General features: G+C 44.7%; 17 protein-coding genes and 1 other RNA gene. 13 read left to right on the forward strand and 5 right to left on the reverse strand.

The window, feature by feature from the left end; genetic code table 11:
• Window positions 1–53: 53 nt before the first annotated feature.
• The 11 genes from trmB (at window position 54) to Q1X33_RS10700 (ending at window position 8,736) form a co-directional block, all read left to right on the forward strand.
• Window positions 54–710, forward strand: a complete 657-nt coding sequence (gene trmB, locus Q1X33_RS10650; RefSeq protein WP_005227731.1) for a tRNA (guanosine(46)-N7)-methyltransferase TrmB — start codon at window positions 54–56, stop codon at window positions 708–710.
• A gap of 88 nt (window positions 711–798) precedes the next feature.
• Entirely contained in the window at window positions 799–1,761 is a 963-nt protein-coding gene (gene comGA, locus Q1X33_RS10655) for a competence type IV pilus ATPase ComGA (protein WP_005227732.1), read from the forward strand.
• A complete protein-coding gene (gene comGB / locus Q1X33_RS10660; protein WP_034869028.1) occupies window positions 1,715–2,743 on the forward strand; it encodes a competence type IV pilus assembly protein ComGB in 1,029 nt (342 codons plus the stop codon). Before comGA ends, comGB begins: the two co-directional genes overlap by 47 nt.
• Entirely contained in the window at window positions 2,740–3,045 is a 306-nt protein-coding gene (comGC, locus tag Q1X33_RS10665) for a competence type IV pilus major pilin ComGC (protein WP_005227736.1), read from the forward strand. Before comGB ends, comGC begins: the two co-directional genes overlap by 4 nt.
• Complete coding sequence (comGD, locus tag Q1X33_RS10670; protein WP_034869031.1) at window positions 3,020–3,493, forward strand: competence type IV pilus minor pilin ComGD; 474 nt, start codon at window positions 3,020–3,022, stop codon at window positions 3,491–3,493. Before comGC ends, comGD begins: the two co-directional genes overlap by 26 nt.
• Window positions 3,474–3,788: a hypothetical protein gene (locus Q1X33_RS10675; RefSeq protein ID WP_015510481.1), complete on the forward strand. Its 315-nt coding sequence runs from the start codon at window positions 3,474–3,476 to the stop codon at window positions 3,786–3,788. The genes comGD and Q1X33_RS10675 overlap by 20 nt, the downstream gene beginning before the upstream one ends.
• Window positions 3,778–4,203 carry a competence type IV pilus minor pilin ComGF gene (comGF, locus tag Q1X33_RS10680; protein WP_005227741.1) on the forward strand — a complete coding sequence of 142 codons (426 nt, stop codon included), beginning with the start codon at window positions 3,778–3,780 and terminating at the stop codon, window positions 4,201–4,203. The genes Q1X33_RS10675 and comGF overlap by 11 nt, the downstream gene beginning before the upstream one ends.
• Window positions 4,166–4,537 carry a competence type IV pilus minor pilin ComGG gene (comGG, locus tag Q1X33_RS10685; RefSeq protein WP_015510479.1) on the forward strand — a complete coding sequence of 124 codons (372 nt, stop codon included), beginning with the start codon at window positions 4,166–4,168 and terminating at the stop codon, window positions 4,535–4,537. The genes comGF and comGG overlap by 38 nt, the downstream gene beginning before the upstream one ends.
• A 167-nt stretch (window positions 4,538–4,704) precedes the next feature.
• Window positions 4,705–5,709, forward strand: a complete 1,005-nt coding sequence (locus tag Q1X33_RS10690; RefSeq protein ID WP_005227744.1) for a class I SAM-dependent methyltransferase — start codon at window positions 4,705–4,707, stop codon at window positions 5,707–5,709.
• Between the two features lie 24 nt (window positions 5,710–5,733).
• Entirely contained in the window at window positions 5,734–6,918 is a 1,185-nt protein-coding gene (locus Q1X33_RS10695; protein WP_005227745.1) for an acetate/propionate family kinase, read from the forward strand.
• A 357-nt stretch (window positions 6,919–7,275) separates the two neighbouring features.
• Window positions 7,276–8,736, forward strand: coding sequence for a peptide MFS transporter (locus tag Q1X33_RS10700; protein ID WP_005227746.1), 1,461 nt, complete (start codon window positions 7,276–7,278; stop codon window positions 8,734–8,736).
• A gap of 95 nt (window positions 8,737–8,831) precedes the next feature.
• Here Q1X33_RS10700 and abc-f read toward each other — a convergent pair whose 3' ends face one another.
• Together abc-f and Q1X33_RS10710 are read right to left on the reverse strand one after the other, a co-directional pair.
• Window positions 8,832–10,415, reverse strand: a complete 1,584-nt coding sequence (gene abc-f / locus Q1X33_RS10705; protein WP_301969666.1) for a ribosomal protection-like ABC-F family protein — start codon at window positions 10,413–10,415, stop codon at window positions 8,832–8,834.
• Window positions 10,416–10,728: 313 nt separating this feature from the next.
• A complete protein-coding gene (locus Q1X33_RS10710; RefSeq protein WP_005227748.1) occupies window positions 10,729–12,729 on the reverse strand; it encodes a KUP/HAK/KT family potassium transporter in 2,001 nt (666 codons plus the stop codon).
• A 270-nt stretch (window positions 12,730–12,999) separates the two neighbouring features.
• Here Q1X33_RS10710 and Q1X33_RS10715 point away from each other — a divergent pair, with 270 nt between their 5' ends.
• Window positions 13,000–13,755, forward strand: coding sequence for an ABC transporter ATP-binding protein (locus Q1X33_RS10715; RefSeq protein WP_005227750.1), 756 nt, complete (start codon window positions 13,000–13,002; stop codon window positions 13,753–13,755).
• Window positions 13,756–15,336, forward strand: a complete 1,581-nt coding sequence (locus Q1X33_RS10720; protein WP_005227752.1) for a hypothetical protein — start codon at window positions 13,756–13,758, stop codon at window positions 15,334–15,336.
• Window positions 15,337–15,620: 284 nt separating this feature from the next.
• Here Q1X33_RS10720 and Q1X33_RS10725 read toward each other — a convergent pair whose 3' ends face one another.
• The 3 genes from Q1X33_RS10725 to ssrS form a co-directional block, all read right to left on the reverse strand.
• The gene (locus tag Q1X33_RS10725; protein ID WP_005227755.1) at window positions 15,621–16,100 is read right to left on the reverse strand and encodes a universal stress protein; all 480 of its coding nucleotides are present in this window, start codon (window positions 16,098–16,100) and stop codon (window positions 15,621–15,623) included.
• A 64-nt stretch (window positions 16,101–16,164) separates the two neighbouring features.
• Window positions 16,165–16,455, reverse strand: coding sequence for a hypothetical protein (locus Q1X33_RS10730; RefSeq protein ID WP_005227757.1), 291 nt, complete (start codon window positions 16,453–16,455; stop codon window positions 16,165–16,167).
• A gap of 167 nt (window positions 16,456–16,622) precedes the next feature.
• Window positions 16,623–16,817: non-coding RNA, 6S RNA (ssrS, locus tag Q1X33_RS10735), on the reverse strand.
• Window positions 16,818–16,895: the final 78 nt, after the last annotated feature.

Below are 16,895 nucleotides of genomic sequence, written 5' to 3' on the forward strand. Positions count from 1 at the left end.
AAGATGGAGCGAGGCAATTTGGTTCCATCTTGTTTTTTCGGAAAGGAAGAAACATGAGAGTAAGAAAACGTGCAGGTGCAAAAGAGCTGATTGAAGCTCATCCACAATACGTCGTTGCAGAGCCTACCGAATGGAAAGGGCGTTGGCATGAACGCTTTGGCAATGATCATCCGCTACACATCGAGATCGGCATGGGAAAAGGTCAATTTATTACGGAAATGGCGAAAGCTCATCCTGAGATCAATTATATTGGGGTAGAGATGCAGATCAGTGTCGTTTCGATCGCATTGGATAAAATGATCGAGCAGGAGATCCCAAACTTGCAGCTGCTGCATGTGGATGGTTCGGCTTTGACCAACTATTTTGCGGACAATGAAGTAGACCAGATCTATTTGAATTTTTCTGATCCATGGCCTAAGAAGAAGCATGAGAAGCGCCGTTTGACTTCTAAAGCCTTTTTAGCGGTGGACGAGCAAATTTTACGACCTAATGGCGAAATCCATTTCAAAACGGACAACCAAGGATTGTTTGAGTATTCCTTAGCGAGCTTTTCTCAATATGGCATGATCATCAAACAAGTTTGGTTGGACCTGCATAACAGTACCTTTGAGAACAATATCATGACGGAATATGAAGAAAAATTCTCAAGCCGCGGGCAGCGAATCTATCGGGTGGAAGCCCAATTTGTGGCAAAAGACCCGCAGGAATAAAGAAGAGACGAAAGACGAAGCAAATTTGCTTCGTCTTTTTTTTCTATTCTCAAAAGGCTTGCGTATTTCTTTTTAGGAGGGATAAGTCGTGGATATTCAAGCATTCTCAGATGAGTTGATTCACTATGGCAGACAAGAACGCATGCAGGATCTGGCCATTTTGCCGAGTGGTACACAGATGGAGGTGATTTTCAGTAAAAGCTATCTCAGAAAGACCTATCAAGTACTGACCAATGAAGAAGCCCAACAGCTGATCACTCGCTTCAAATTTTTAGGAGGAATGGAGGTGGGAGAACGACGCAAAGCTCAGTTAGGAGCAGTCAGTTATCCGTTAGGCGATCAGCTGCAGCGGCTGCGCATCTCCACAGTCGGTGATTACCAAGGGCGTGAAAGTCTCGTGATGCGGTTTCTTTATCCTTTGACTCAGGAGCATCTGCGCTATTTTTTTGCAGAAGACGTCCAACAGATCCAACAGGCAACCAAACAAAGAGGGCTGTATTTGTTTTCTGGCCCCACTGGCTCAGGGAAATCGACCCTCATGTATCAATTAGCTCGGGCAACCAAGGGGCAAATCATTACCATCGAAGATCCTGTGGAGATCGAGGAGCCGCGCTTTTTACAGCTGCAAACCAATTTGAAGATCGAACAAGACTATGATGAATTGATTCGCTTGTCCTTGCGGCATCGTCCAGACCTGCTTTTGATCGGCGAGATTCGTAACAAAGAAACGGCGCAAGCCGCTGTACGAGCCGCTCTGACAGGTCACCGAGTATTTGCCACGATCCATGCCCGAGGTGTAGCAGAAACAAAGACGCGGCTGCTGGAATTGCTCGGGACAGACGATCGTCTGGCACATGCGCTGCAAGGGATCATTTATCAGCGATTGTTGCCAAATGAAGCGAATGAACCTCATGGATTGCTGGCATATCACTTTTATGAGGGGCAAGTGGAAAAACAGTGGCAGCAGGTATTAAAACAAGTGAAAGAAAGTGGGTGGATCAGCGATGAAGTTTATGAAAAAGAAGCCCCAGCTACCACGCCGTGCAACTGAAGCCCTCTTAGTCACCTTCACGGTGTTATTGGAGAGTGGCTTTTCCCTACAAGAAAGCCTCCAAGTGCTGCTGCGCAGCCGCCAGTTTTCTGAACCTGTGATCGAACAGCTAATTGTCCATCTCGCCCAAGGGCAAAGCTTTGCAGCAGCGGTAGCGCCGTTGTCGTTATCGGCTACTGAAAAAAGTCAGCTTCATTTAGCAGAAAATCATGGGGATCTCACGGCGACCTTGCGGCGGATGGTCGACTACCATAAATTGGTCAACAAGCAAAAACAGCTGCTGTACAAAGTAGCTGCCTATCCGCTTTTGTTACTGGTCTTTTTAATAGCTGCGCTTTTTGGGATGCACCGCTTTTTATTGCCCCAATTGCTAGCCTCTGGCATGATCGACGAAGGTCATTGGGGCATTCGCGCCATCACTTGGGCACCAGCAGTACTTATCCTCTTCTTGTTGTTAAGTGTGCTGCTTTTTGTGATCAGCCGCTGGGTGTTTGCCCGCCGCACTGCCTTGCAAAAAGCTGTGTTTTTCAGCCACCTGCCATTGTTCGGAGCATTGTACACGAGTTATCACACGAGTTTTTTCGCATTGGAATGGGGCAAGTTGTTTCAGCAAGGGTTAGATATCCAACAGATCATTGAGTGTATGGAGCACACCAATAAAGCTACCTTGATCCAAGAATTAGCACGAGAACTGCGAGTGACCTTGACACTTGGGGGCGAACTCCCAGAAAAACTTCGTCATTTCTCGTTTCTCACACCCGAATTTTCTTTGATCGTCTTTCAAGGAGAAGTACGAGGAAAGTTAGGAGAAGAGCTTTTTTTATACAGTCAATTATTGATGGAACGCTTGTTTCAACGAATCGAAAAAGCCATTCACTGGGTTCAGCCTCTGATTTTTTTGTTGGTTGCTTTAATGATCGTTGGGATCTATGCCGCTATGTTTTTACCAATCTATGGAAATATCCAAGGAGTGATCGAATGATAGAAAAGAAAGTAGCATCTCCTCGCAAGCAGAGGATTTGGCGTGTCAAAAAAGGATTTACATTGGTTGAAATGCTAGTCGTTTTATTAGTGATCAGTATTTTGGTTTTGTTGTTTGTCCCAAATCTTGCCAATCAAAGAGGAATCATTGATGAGAAAGGAAATGCGGCGATCGTGAAAGTAGTGGAAACCCAGATCGAACTCTTTCGTCTAAATGAAGATCGGGTGCCTTCGAAAGAAGAATTGATTGCAGAAGGGTATGTATCTGAGGAACAATATGCGATTTATGAGCAGGGAAAGTGAGAACAATGGCACTAGGGGATTTTCTGGGTTTACCTTGATGGAAAGTCTCTTGGTACTCTTGATCAGTAGTCTCTTTCTCTTTTTCCCCGTCGTGGCTATCGAGTACTATCAACGATCTGCGGAAGTTTTCGGCTTTTGTGCTCGCTTAGAAAAAGGACTCTATACCTTGCAGCAATCGGCCATCATCGATAACACACAAACCCGAGCAATCTATCAAGCAGAGCCAACACCAACTGTTTCATTTTACGGCGCTGCAACTGAGCCAGTCACCAAGATCGACGTTCCTCCTCAACTAGCGATGCAGGCGTTTCCCGATATTCTTTTTAGTAGTCAATCCGGCAACAACAGCAGTCTGCGAAGGATCATTTTCTATTGGCAGGAGAAAAAGCAAACCATCAGCTATAAGTTTTTATTTGGGAGTGGCCGTTATGAAAAAATCGTTGAATAGTGGGTTCATCTTAGCAGAAAGCCTGATTGGTTTTGGGGTCTTGGCAACTTGTGTGTTACTGTTTTTAGCAATGCAGACCGCTTCACTGACGCAAAGTGCGGCATTGCAAGAAAAAGCCCAAATGCTGCGGGTGCTGTATGAAGAAGTCCAGAACCACTCCTTTGATGCGTCAACCATTACCTACACGACGCAGCGTCAGGCAGTCTATCAAGTTCGCTTTTGGCAAGCAGCGCAGCATCAACAGGCACGCATCCAAAGCTGCGAGCAGCTCTGGGAGATCGTGTATGAAGAGTAAAGGCTTTACTTTGTTGGAGTGTCTGTTGTCTTTATGGGTATTGGCGATCTGCTTATTGCTGATCAGCGGGATCGTCAAGCACCTCGCACCCGTCAATCAGCAGATCATGGCTCGCAAAGATCAAGAATGGCATGTGTTTTTGTTTCAGCTGGAACGGGAATTAAGTACCTGTACCTATCTATCGGTCAGTGAGACCACACTGTATTTGAGAAGCAGTCAAAACAATTCGGTCACCATCGATCGCATCAATCGCGTGCTGCGAAAGCGGGACAACAATGGGTATCAACCACTATTGACAGAAGTAACGGATGTGTCTTTTGAGAAAATTGGCGCAGCGATCCGCTTTACCGTTTCCTTTGAGAATGGAGAGCAGAAAATTGGACAATGGAAAATTCACACACAAGAGGCGGCATAAAGGCGGTATTTTACTCACAGCATTGTTGTTTGTGCAGCTGTTGAGCTTGATGTTATTGCTAGTGTTAGAAAACAGCCGCACAACAGCCCTTTTTTATACAAAAACCATTGAAACCTATGAAGCCCGCATCATGAGCGAACTGTTTCATGCGGAATTCTTGCAAAACGAATTGGCAGATCAAGGGTCACGACTTTATAATGTAGGAAAGTTAACCTATGAACGGCAAGGACAACTCTTACAGATCGAGTGCCATGTCAAAAGCCGCCGCTTTACATTTACCTTTTTGTTACCCGAAGAAGAGCCTGAAATAGACACAGATGACCAAGAAGAATAGTACAGGAAAAGGATGGTTGTTTCGACCATCCTTTTTCATACAGAAATAGAAAAAGAATGTTTACAGCTTCACAAATTATTCTAAACGAAAGCGATTGATTATTTTGGATGAATCGGCTAAAATTAAACAGGTATATATGTTGTTATAGTTTTGAAAAGAGGTGCAAGATGTCCGCAGAAAAAATGGAAACGTCTTTTCATTTGACCGTTGAAGCGATCCAACTGCTTCAAAACGCATTGGAAACGTCTTTTTTTGATGCTTACGTAGAGACGATCGAAAATTTTGTTGATCAATACCAAGTTCGCGTGATCGATGGGGTACCAGATGAAGCAACTGCTGCTCGTTTAGAAACCATCTATCAAGAAATTCGAGCAATGGAACTATCGGCAGAAGAAAAACGCAAGCTTGCGCAGTTGGTTTTGTTGAAAGGCAGCCAAACGGAGCGCCTGCAGGCCAATCACCAACTGACACCAGATAGTCTTGGGTTTTTATTCGTCTATTTGATCGAGCAGTTGAGTAGTGCCGACCAACCAGTGAAACTTCTTGATTTATCGGTAGGCATGGGGAATCTCTTATTGACAGTCTTGCTGAATCTGCAATTAGCGAAGCGTCCAGTAGAAGGAACCGGTGTGGATATTGACGAAACCTTGTTGGCGATCGCAGCTGCGACTGGCGAATGGACCAAAGCGCCCTTGCATTTGTTCCATCAAGATGGCTTGCAAGAGCTTTTGATCGAACCGATGGATCTGGCGATCAGCGATCTACCGGTGGGCTATTACCCACAAGATGACAAAGCCCGCAGCTTCATTACGGCGGCTCTAGAAGGGCACAGTTACGCCCATCATTTGTTGATGGAACAAGCGATGAACTATGTCAAAGCTGGCGGTTACGGTTTGTTCTTAGTACCAAGCAACTTCTTGGAAACGGAACAGAGTGAATTTTTGAAAAAATGGCTGAAAGAAAAGGTTTATTTGCAAGGAATGATTCAGCTTCCTGAAGAACTCTTTAAAAATGAACATTCACGTAAAAGTATTTTGCTTTTACAAAACCATGGAGGGACAAGCAAACAAGCAGACGAAGTCTTGCTGGTCAAGCTAGCCTCACTGAAAGAACCAAAGAACATCACAAAACTTTTTGAACAATTTGCGGCTTGGAAAGCAGCAAATCTGTAATATAATTCGGATAAGGAGATCATCATGTCAAAAACAATCGCAATCAATGCTGGAAGTTCAAGTTTAAAATGGCAATTATATCAAATGCCAGAGGAAACAGTTGTCGCTAAAGGAATCGTTGAACGAATCGGTTTGAAAGATTCTATCTTTACCATCAAATATGGGGAAGATCAAAAATTCGAACAAATCATCGACATCAACGATCACGAAGTAGCTGTAAAAATGTTATTGGATCAACTGATCGAATTAAACATTTTAGGTGCCTATGATGAAATCACTGGCGTCGGTCACCGCGTCGTTCACGGCGGAGAAGATTTCCCTGATTCAGTTGTGATCACAGACGAAGTGATGGAACGCATCCAAGCATTGGCTGAATTTGCGCCATTACACAACCCAGCAAACTTGATGGGGATCACTGCTTTCAAAAAAATCTTGCCAGAAATCATCAGTGTCGCTGTTTTTGATACTTCTTTCCATGCAACGATGCCAAAACACAATTACCTATACAGCTTGCCATTAGAGTACTATAACGAATTTAAAGTACGTAAATACGGCTTCCACGGTACAAGCCACCGTTATGTTTCTGAGCGTGCAGCAGAAATGTTAGGTAAACCAATCGAAGAATTAAAAATCATCACTTGCCATCTAGGGAACGGTGCGTCGATCACTGCGGTTGACGGCGGAAAATCAGTAGATACATCAATGGGCTTCACGCCATTAGCTGGTGTAACGATGGGCACACGTTCAGGTGACATCGATCCTGCTGTTTTGCCTTACTTAATGGAAAAATTAGATTTGAATATCGATGAAATGGTGGATGTTTTAAACAAAAAATCTGGTTTATTAGGCTTAACTGGTATTTCCAGCGACATGCGCGATCTAGAAGCAAACTACGACAAAGAAGAAGTCAAAGTTGCTTATGACGTCTTTACTGACCGCATCCGTAAATACATTGGTGGCTATGTAACGACCATGAACGGTGTTGATGCGATCGTCTTTACTGCCGGTATCGGTGAAAATGATGCCCACGTCCGCAGCGAAGTTATCAAAGGCATGACTTGGTTTGGTTGCGAATTAGATGTCGATCAAAATGCAAAACGCGGCGAAGAATTAGTGATCTCAACTGAAGAGTCAAAAGTCAAAGTACTTTTGATCCCAACAGATGAAGAATTAATGATCGCTCGCGATGTGGAACGTTTACGCGGCTAAGCGAAAACATTTCTTAGAATAGAAGCTGAAGCACATGCAAGAGAGATGCTTGCATGTGTTTTTTTGTAGGAAAGTCCGCAAAATGGGGCTAGAGAGAAAAATTGGTGAAGACCATTTTCTAATTTTTTAAACAGAAAATTTAATAATTATACATATGAAAATTGGCTCATACTGCACCTAGGTGGAGGGCTTCTCATTTTGCTTTCATTTGAATTTAAATTTCCCTCCTTTTTTACAAGATGTTCTCAGGGAAATACCCTTGTAAAAGTTACCAAATGGGAATAAACTGGCATTTGTGAATTTTCAGAAAAATTCCGCTATTTTATTTTCATTAATTTTTATAAGGGGCCATTACATATGGAAAAAGAAAAAACATTCTTAGGTCAGCCGCGAGGGCTGTCGACTTTATTCTTCACGGAAATGTGGGAACGATTCAGTTATTATGGTATGCGGGCGATTCTGGTGTACTTCATGTACGATGCAGTTGCCAACGGCGGCTTAGGGTTGCCAAAAGGAACGGCTGTGGCGATCATGTCGATTTACGGTTCCTTAGTGTATATGTCAAGTATTGTTGGCGGCTGGATCTCGGACCGTCTGTTAGGATCAAATAAATCCGTCTTTTATGGTGGGATCTTGATCATGTTAGGACACATCGTTTTGGCAACACCTTTAGGGATTCCAGCGTTGTTTGTGTCCATGATGCTGATCGTCATCGGAACCGGACTCTTGAAATCCAACGTGTCGGGTATGGTGGGGCATTTATACAGCAAAGACGATATCCGTCGGGATGCTGGTTTCTCGATTTTCTACATGGGGATCAATATTGGCGGCTTGTTAGCACCGATCATCGTCGGGATCTTAGGACAAGAGGTCAACTACCACTTAGGCTTTTCGATTGCTGCTATCGGGATGTTCATCGGTTTGGTGCAGTATTATGTGCAAGGAAAAACCACGTTGAAAAGCGTAGCGATCGCGCCAACGAATCCCTTATCGGCAGCCGAAAAGAAAACCTTCTTCCGAGCAGTCGTTCTGGTTCTTCTCGCATTGGCAGTGTTGTTTGGTGCAGCAGCTGCAACTGGCCATCTGACGGTTGATTTCTTCATCAACTTTATCAGTGTTCTAGGTATTTTCTTACCAATCTACTACTTTACCAAAATGCTCCGTTCGAAAGATGTCACACCAGATGAAAAGAAAAAAGTGTTGGCCTACATTCCGCTTTTTTTGTCAGCGATCGTATTTTGGTCATTGGAAGAACAAGGCTCATCGATCTTGGCATTGTTTGCCGCTGACCGTACGCAATCAACGTTATTCGGCATCAATATTCCAGCAAGTTTGTATCAAACCTTAAATCCACTTTTTGTCGTCTTACTGACACCTGTCTTTGTCTGGTTGTGGACCAAACTAGGCTCTCGTCAGCCACGGACAGAAGTGAAGTTTGCCATCGGTTTAGTTTTAGCCGGTTTGTCCTTTCTACTGCTAATGCTGCCAAGCCTCTTGTTTGGAGTAGAAGAACGGGTCAGCCCATTATGGTTGGTATTGAGCTTCTTCATCATGATTGCAGGGGAAATGTGTCTTTCACCGGTGGGCTTGTCGGTGACGACCAAACTAGCGCCGAAAGCCTTCGAAGCACAAACCTTGGCGATTTGGTTGTTAGCAGACGCTTCTTCACAAGCCATCAATGCGCAAATCGCTCGGTTCTACACACCGCAAACAGAAGGGATGTACTATGGCATCGTCGGCGGAGTAGCCGTTGTTGTCGGTATCATCTTGTATTTAGCTAGAAAACCGATCCGCAACTTGATCGGCAACATTCATTGATCAAAAAATAAAAACTTGATTTTCCGCGTATGCATGGATTGAACAACCCATGCATATCGTAGGAAAATCAAGTTTTTTTGTTGCGAATCAATGTCTTAGTCAATCAAGGGGCTCAGGGACTGGCGCGTGATTTGCTGCTGTGCAATGACCAGGGCCTCTTGGAAGTGCTGCTGTAAAAAGTAGCGGTCATGGCTGACTGCCAGCAGGGTCCCTTGATAATCTTGCAGCATTTCTTCAATTTCTTCTCGGGCATAGCTGTCGAGGTGATTGGTTGGTTCATCCAAAATCAGGACGTTGATTTTTTCTAAAAAGAGTTTCAGTAACGCCAAACGGATTTTTTCACCACCAGATAAATCTTTGATTCGTTTGGCCACATCACTTTGATAAAATCCACTTTTGGCCAATTGCCGACGAGAAGCCTCTTCGTTTCCTGTCAACGTCTGTACGTAGGCCAACAAGCGGCTCTCAGGATCGTCAAACTGTAGCTGTTGGGGCAAATAACCGATTTGTAAGCTGCTGCCGCGCTTGATAGTGCCGCCGCTAGGAAGCTCCTCACCGAGAAGTAATTTGAGTAAGGTTGATTTTCCGGTACCATTGTCGCCGATGATGGCTAGATGCTCCCCACGGTAGATTGCAAAACTGCTGTCTTTGAATAGGAGCTGATCGGTATATTGCTGGTGCAAGTCGCGAACCATGAACACCTCTTTGCCTGATTTTCCGCCATTTGTCAAGCCTTGCAGCCGATTTTTCGGGGGCGCTGGCGGTTTGACCAGCGTTAGTTTCGCTAGGCGGCGTTCCAATTCTTTGGCTTTTTTGAAGAAGGATTCATTGTCTCCTTCATGGGCCCACTGGCGAAACCGACGAATCATGACTTTCAGCCGCTGGACTTCTTTTTGCTGCAGTTCGTAATTTTTGGTCAGCTCCGCCAAGCGAGCTTCTTTCAAGACACGAAATCGGCTGTAGTTTCCAGGATACTCAATCAAGGCGCCTTCTTCCAGTTCCCAGGTCTTGGTGGTGACTTGATCGAGAAAGTGCCGATCGTGCGAAACGACTAGAACCGCTTTTTTCGTATTCTGTAAATAATTTTCCAACCAGCGGATACTTGAAAGATCCAAGTGATTGGTTGGTTCATCCAGTAGCAGCAAGTCAGCATCGGCAACTAGCACTTTGGCTAAAGCGACTTTGACCCGTTCACCGCCGCTAAGCTCTGTTAACCGTGCGTCCTGCCGATGGGGAATTCCTAAGCCTTGTAAGATCGTAGAAATTCGGTCTTCCAATCCATAACCGCCCAGCTCTTCAAAGCGCTGCTGCAGCTCGCCATAACGGATCAGACACTTCTCTAAATCAGTATCGGGTTCTGCCATCAAGGCTTCGTAATGGCTCATTTGTTGTTTGAGTTCTTGAATGGTAGCAGCAGAATGGAGCAGGTAGTGGGTAACGGTTGCTTCAGAAACTGTCAGCTCTTGCTCGACCGTCCCGATCCTTAAGCCTTTTTGGCGGCTGATAACGCCGCTATCGACGCCTTCACTGCCAGTCAAGATTTGTAAAAAGGTTGATTTGCCCGTTCCGTTGATGCCGACTAGGGCAATTTTTTCCCCAGCTTCGATTTGGCAGGCTAACTCCTCAAATAACGGATTCCCGCCGATGGTTTTTTTAATAGCAATTGCTTGTATAATCATGATCTCTCTCCTTGAGACCACTCAAAAAGGCCATGGATATCCATGGCCAGTGTTATTTAAACTCAGATTTTCTTGAGAAAAATACCTTGAGATGGCCATTGATTTTACGTAAATGTAACTGTTTTGGACAGACTCGTCCCGTCAACAGCAACTGTAAAACCAATTGCATGGCTAAATGCGATATGGTATCGTTGGTAATTTTCATTACTTGTTATTTTAGTCATGCGCATCATGGTAGTTTCCCCTCCTTTGTGTCTTTGTCTTTTCAGTGTACCTGAAAGTATCAGAAAGTTCAACCAGTACTGGCGGTTTCTTAGCGTTCCTCGATGCGTAATTCTGTCAGAGAGCTTTCTTTCATCTGACCGATGACTAATGGAACGGTCTCATGAACCACATCACTGTATTCTAAGCCGAACCAGCGTTCAGGTGAAATGGTATGGCGTTTGATAAAAAGCTTCGTCTGCATGACTTGCTTCTGCCATTTGCTTAATGCAGTTGCATTCGACAGCTCTTCTTCGATCATCACAAATTGGAAATCGCCCACATTGCGTCCAGGCGTTAAGGAGTAGCGTTGCGGCTGCAGCGGCAAGCGACCATCTTTCATCAATTCTTGAATGATTTGGCGAATGTAGAGATTGACTTCTTGCGGCACCCGAAAGCCGAGATAAAGCTTTAGTTTAACGATAAAATCGGTATCTGCCATCGAAACTTCATATTTTTTCGTATAGGGTTCGTCGGTGACTTCCACATTGACGAACCAATACACTTTGGCACGTTTTGGCCGTTTGTCTAAAATGGAATAGATGAACTGCTGACCGATCTGATCGTCTTGCAGTTTAGGAACCATGAAGACGACGTTCGTCTGAGATAACGGCAAAGAATCATCTTCCCGCAACTGTTTCAATTGAGGGATGTAGGTAGAAAGCGCAACTTCTTCGGCAGCATTTTCTTGAATACGATTGCCCCATTCCCAAATCAGCATCACGCCGATGATCACGCTGGCTAATAAGATGGCAACGTAACCGCCATGGAAAAATTTGGTCGCACTGGAGATAAAGAAAATCCCCTCGATCGCTGCAAAAAAGAGCGTGATGAACGGTGCCAAGAAACGGGTCTTCTTGTTTTGGTGCAAGTAGAAATACAGCAAAATAGTGGTCATCAACATCGTTACCGTAATGGCCAATCCATAAGCAGCTTCCATCCGAGTAGAGGTCTGGAAGAACAAGACCACGCCAGAACAGGCGATCCACAGCAAGGTGTTCAAGGCAGGAATATACATTTGCCCGATAGACGCCCCCGGATAGATGATTTGCATCCGCGGCAATAGTTTCAACTTGATGGCTTCAGAAACCAGGGTAAAGGAGCCAGACAGCAGGGCTTGCGAAGCTATGATGGCAGCGAGGGTGGCAAAGCTGACACCAAAGACTGTCCACCCTTGCGGCAACGCTTGGAAGAATGGATTCAAGTTTTCGATTTCTTGATAAGTCGGGTTTTGATAGACTTGCAGCAACCACGCCGCTTGACCAAAGTAATTTAGCATCAAGCAGATTTTGATATAGGGCCAGCTGGCATAAATGTTTTTCTTGCCCACGTGACCTAAGTCTGAGTAGAGGGCTTCCGCACCAGTCGTTGCCAAAAAGATATTGCCGAGAATAAAGAGACCGGCACTGTTATCGGGACTAAAGAGCAAATTGATCGCATAACGGGGATCAAGGGCGCGAATCACCGAAAGGTCACCAGCAAAGTTCATCACCCCGACGATCCCTAAGAAAGTGAACCAGCCTAGCATGATCGGTCCGAAGGCTTTGCCGACAAACTCAGTCCCAAAGCGCTGCAGGGCAAAGAGGACCAATAAGATTGCTAAGGTGATGCCGACGATGATCGATTGGTCATTGCCGAAGCGATCAAAAAAGACTGGAATCCCCCGTAATCCTTCGATGGCAGTGGTCACCGTCACGGCTGGCGTCAACACGCCATCTGCTAGCAGGGCTGCGCCCCCGATGATTGCTGGAATAATCAAATAGCGGCTGTTTTTACGAACTAGAGTATAAAGGGAGAAAATCCCGCCTTCTCCATGATTATCCGCGTTTAATGCGATCAAGACGTACTTGATCGTCGTTAACAGCGTTAGCGTCCAAAAGACGAGCGAGACGCTGCCTAAGATAAAATCGGGTGTTAAGGTGCGTAGTCCGCCATTGTCCTCCACCAGGGCTTTCATTACGTAAAGCGGGCTCGTACCGATATCACCGTAGACCACCCCCATGGCGACTAAAAGTCCGCCGGCGGTCACTTTTTTCATTTTACTTGAACTCATTGACTGTTTTCCCTCCATTTTAAACTGCAAAAAGACCTAAGCGGCCCCTTGCCACTTAGGTCTTGCAAGAAACATCTTAAACCAGCGGATTCCCGCTTGCTGTTGATCTAAGATCATGGAACGATCCATGTGCTACTCCCCTAAAGTGCTCTTATTATCTTTGTTTTTGCAGCTCCTGTCAATTGATTTGTTAAAAATGGCAATAAACATTTTTCATTTCCTGCTTTTCAGCGTAAGATAACAATAGGTATGGAATAAGGAGGCAGGAAAATGATTGAGATCAAGAATCTGACGAAACAGTATGGACCAAAAAAAGCGTTGTCTGATCTTTCCCTGACGATCCGTCAAGGGGAGATCTTTGGCTTTCTGGGACACAACGGAGCAGGGAAGTCGACCACGATCAAAAGCTTAGTGAGTATTTTGCAACCGACGAGTGGGGAAATCTATTTTGATGGCCAATCCCTCGTGGAACATCGCGAAGCGATAAAAAAACAAATTGCTTATGTGCCGGACACGCCAGATTTGTTTTTACAGCTAACGGCAGGGGAGTATTGGGACTTGATTGCCGCCGCGTATGAGGTGCCAGCAGCGGAAAAGGCCGAGCGTTTGCAAAAATTAGGGCGCTTGTTTGATATGCTGTCTCATGAAGAAGAGACCATCGCCAGCTTTTCCCATGGAATGCGGCAAAAAACGCTGCTGATTGGGGCATTGATCCCCGATCCAGACATTTGGATCTTGGATGAACCATTACAAGGCTTAGATCCCCAAGCGGCGTATGATTTAAAAGAAATGATGAAACAGCACGCTGCCAAGGGCAAGACCGTGATTTTTTCCACCCACGTCTTGGACACCGCCCAGCAGTTGTGCGATCAATTGGCGATTTTGAAAAAAGGTGAGCTGCTGTACAATGGCTCAGTGGCAGATTTGCTGGCACAGCATCCGTCGCTTTCTTTGGAAACGATCTATCTGCAAATGACTGGGAGAAGTCAAGAAGAAGCGATTCTTGCAGAAGCGGAGGAAGCGTAGATGCGAAAACAACAATTTCTGACTCTGACCTCCGTTAATTTGCGGTATGCCAATCCCCAACTGACAGATAAAGCCCGCAAAAAAGGCAAGGCTGGTTCGACTTTGACCAGTTATTTGTTGTTTCAATATGCGTTTTCTGGGGTAGTATTTCTGCTAGTCTATGGGTTGACGATGATTACATTGGATTTTAGTCAGATGCCAGGCTTTTTTACCTATTATGTCGCTTTGTTCGGGATCTTAGGCTTTTCCCAAGGGATTTCGTCCATTTACAATGTCTTTTTCGAGAGTCAAGATCTGCCAGCGTATTTGCCGCTGCCTTTTCGACAGAGTGAAATTTTTCTGGCAAAGATCGTGGTGGTGTTTCTCACCGTTGCGCCGTTTATTTTTCCTCTGTTGGTCTTATTTCTCCTGACAGGGATTCGGGCAAACGTCTTTTTCTTGTTGACGATCTTATGGGCGTTCTTGCTGTTCGGCTTGTTTTTAGTCTTGATCTTCAGCATTTGCAGCTTGATCGTCTTCAGCCTGACCCGCACCAAGTTTTTCTTGAAGCATAAAAAATTGGTCACTAGTTTATTGCTAGGCGTGACGATGCTGGTTGTTGTGATCGGGGTCTTAATGATGAATCAGGTGAATACTTATGAGACAGACGTGGTAGATCGGGGAGCGATCAGCTTTTTATTGCCCTTTTATTATGTGATGGTGGCACCGTTTCAAACGACTGGTTTGCTTAGTTTGCTAGGGATCATCGTCACAGCAGGCGTGTTGCTTTTTGCCCTCTATCGGTTGATCTTGCCGAAGTTTTATGAGCAAGTGGCAGCCGCGGCGCCCAACCAAGGGAGTGTTCGTCGGAAGCATAAACCCAATCAAGGCTTGGGCCAGCTGTTGTTTAATTACAATTCGCAGTTGATCCGAGATCCGAATTTGATCATGCAAGTCTTTTCTTCTTCGTTGCTGATGCCCATCATTTTCTTAGTGTCCTTTGTGTTTACAGGAGCGATTCAGTTAAGTGAATTGGATGAGCGGTTTATCGGTGTCGTTTTTGTGGCTGGGATCGCCTTGGCAGCATTGATGGTCAACCCGACTTCTTTTATCAGTAATTTGATCTCACTGGATCAGGAGAATTTCTTGTTTGTCCGCTCCTTGCCGCTATCGATGAAGCGCTACTTGCGGGAAAAATTCCGCTTTGGTGTCGTTTTTCAGCTGAGCTTAACGGCAGTCATCGTGCTGGCAGCAGTCCTTTTGTTCAAAATGCCGCTGATTTTGGCTGTCTCTTTTCTAATCGGGGCACTTTGGAGCAGTTTTCTTTTGTGCTTGAAATATTTTGCTCGTGATTATCGGCTGCTGCTTTTGGATTGGACCAACATCAGTCAATTGTTTACGAGAGGGGCGGGTAGTCTTGGGTTAGCCATTGGAACGATCGCAACGCTGTTTCTTTCCATCATTGTTATCATCCTTTACGGCTTTGCTGCGACTTCGGTTGATTTTTGGTTATTGAATGGTCCGGTTTTCTTTGTGATCCTCTTGACCAGCGTCCTTTGGATAGCCCATTATCACCATAGATTTTGGCGTCGTTTTTCCTAAGGGAAGCGACGCTTTGCTTTTTTTATTTAAGGATGGGTAAATTAACTATTTATTCAGAAAATTCAGAAAAACTATTTACAATCAAGCGGAAACATGGTTAGATAGGAGTACCTATTACTTTGCTTTCATTTTTTGCTGTACAAGTTTGGATAACCGACTTGTCAAAGAGCTGTGACCAAAGTCAAAAAGACCAATGAGACCTGAGCGCTCGTTGCCTCTTTTGCTTTTGTCACGGTTTTTTTTGTACAAAAAAACCTGCCAAGCAGCGGCAGGTCGTCTCACTATTAAGCTTTCGTGTGGTCTTTTTCTGGGACTTTGTTTTCTAGGTCTGTCCGTACAACTAACACATCACAGCCGGCATGGCGAATGACATATTCAGAAACGGAACCGATAAAGATTCGTTCCACGGCATTTAAACCAGTGGCACCGATCATAATCAAATCGATGTCGTGATCTTCGGGCAATTGTTTGGCAATGATCGGTTTTGGCGAGCCGTATTCGATCACAGTTTTGACCGCAGTTACTTGATGCTTGCGGGCATAATCCTCATAGTCTTTCAAGGTTTGTTTGGCCATTTCGGTTGCTTGTTCAGCAAGCATGCCGTCAAAAGAAGAAACGGTTTGAAAGGCACGAGTGTCGATCACATGTGCTAAAACCAATTCAGAATCATTCCGCTGTGCCACGTTCACGGCTTTTTTGAAGGCTAATTCTGACTCGCTAGACCCATCGACGGCTACCATGATTCGTTGATATTGTTGTAACATAAGAAACACTCCCATCTGTTATCTTCTACTTTTATTGTAATGCTTTTTTCTGGAAAAAGAAAACCTAATCTTCCTTTTTTTTCATTTTTTGTGCCAGCAAGATGCTGAAAGATGCGGAAGAGAGCAGCAATAAAGCCAAATAAAACAAGGCAATCAGCTCCTTATCGACAAAGCCTACAACCAATGCCACCACGCCTAAAAGGAAATGAATGAGACTATAGGTTTTTAAGAAGACCTTATTCGCCTCGGTGGTAGGGATCAAAGTGAAAAAAATCGCTTGTTTGGCATAAAGCAAATAACTGGTGCCGAATAATACGAGTGCCACGATCGTAAATAATAGAAGAATCATAAACATACGCCATCCTGTCCTAAGTTGATAGGTTTAGTATAGCGAACCCTAGAAAGAATAGCAAAAGCCACCCTTACTCTGATGTCAGGCAAGGACGTTTCACTGTTGCTATCAGTTAGAGAACGCAAAAAAGCCATCTGTTAAAAACAGATGGCACATTCTAAAAAGAATGGGTAATATCCGTTGATGCCGTTCTTTTTCCCATAGTATTGATCCCGCAAATTCTAGCAGGTGGGTTCCACGGTCTAAGCTTCGAACTACCAAAGGAAAAGGCATGTTACCAGCATTGACACAAGACGGATCCCAAGATATCAATAAAAATGTTCGGTCAACACACAAAAGGGACAACTCGTACATCACAGAATTCCCACCCTTATAGTAGCATAGGAATGACGAAGGTGCAATAAAGTTGTTTGAAAACGATACCAAAAAGTCACTATTTTTTC

The sequence above is a fragment of the Enterococcus sp. B2E4 genome, assembly GCF_030499455.1.
Lineage (GTDB): Bacteria > Bacillota > Bacilli > Lactobacillales > Enterococcaceae > Enterococcus_D > Enterococcus_D casseliflavus.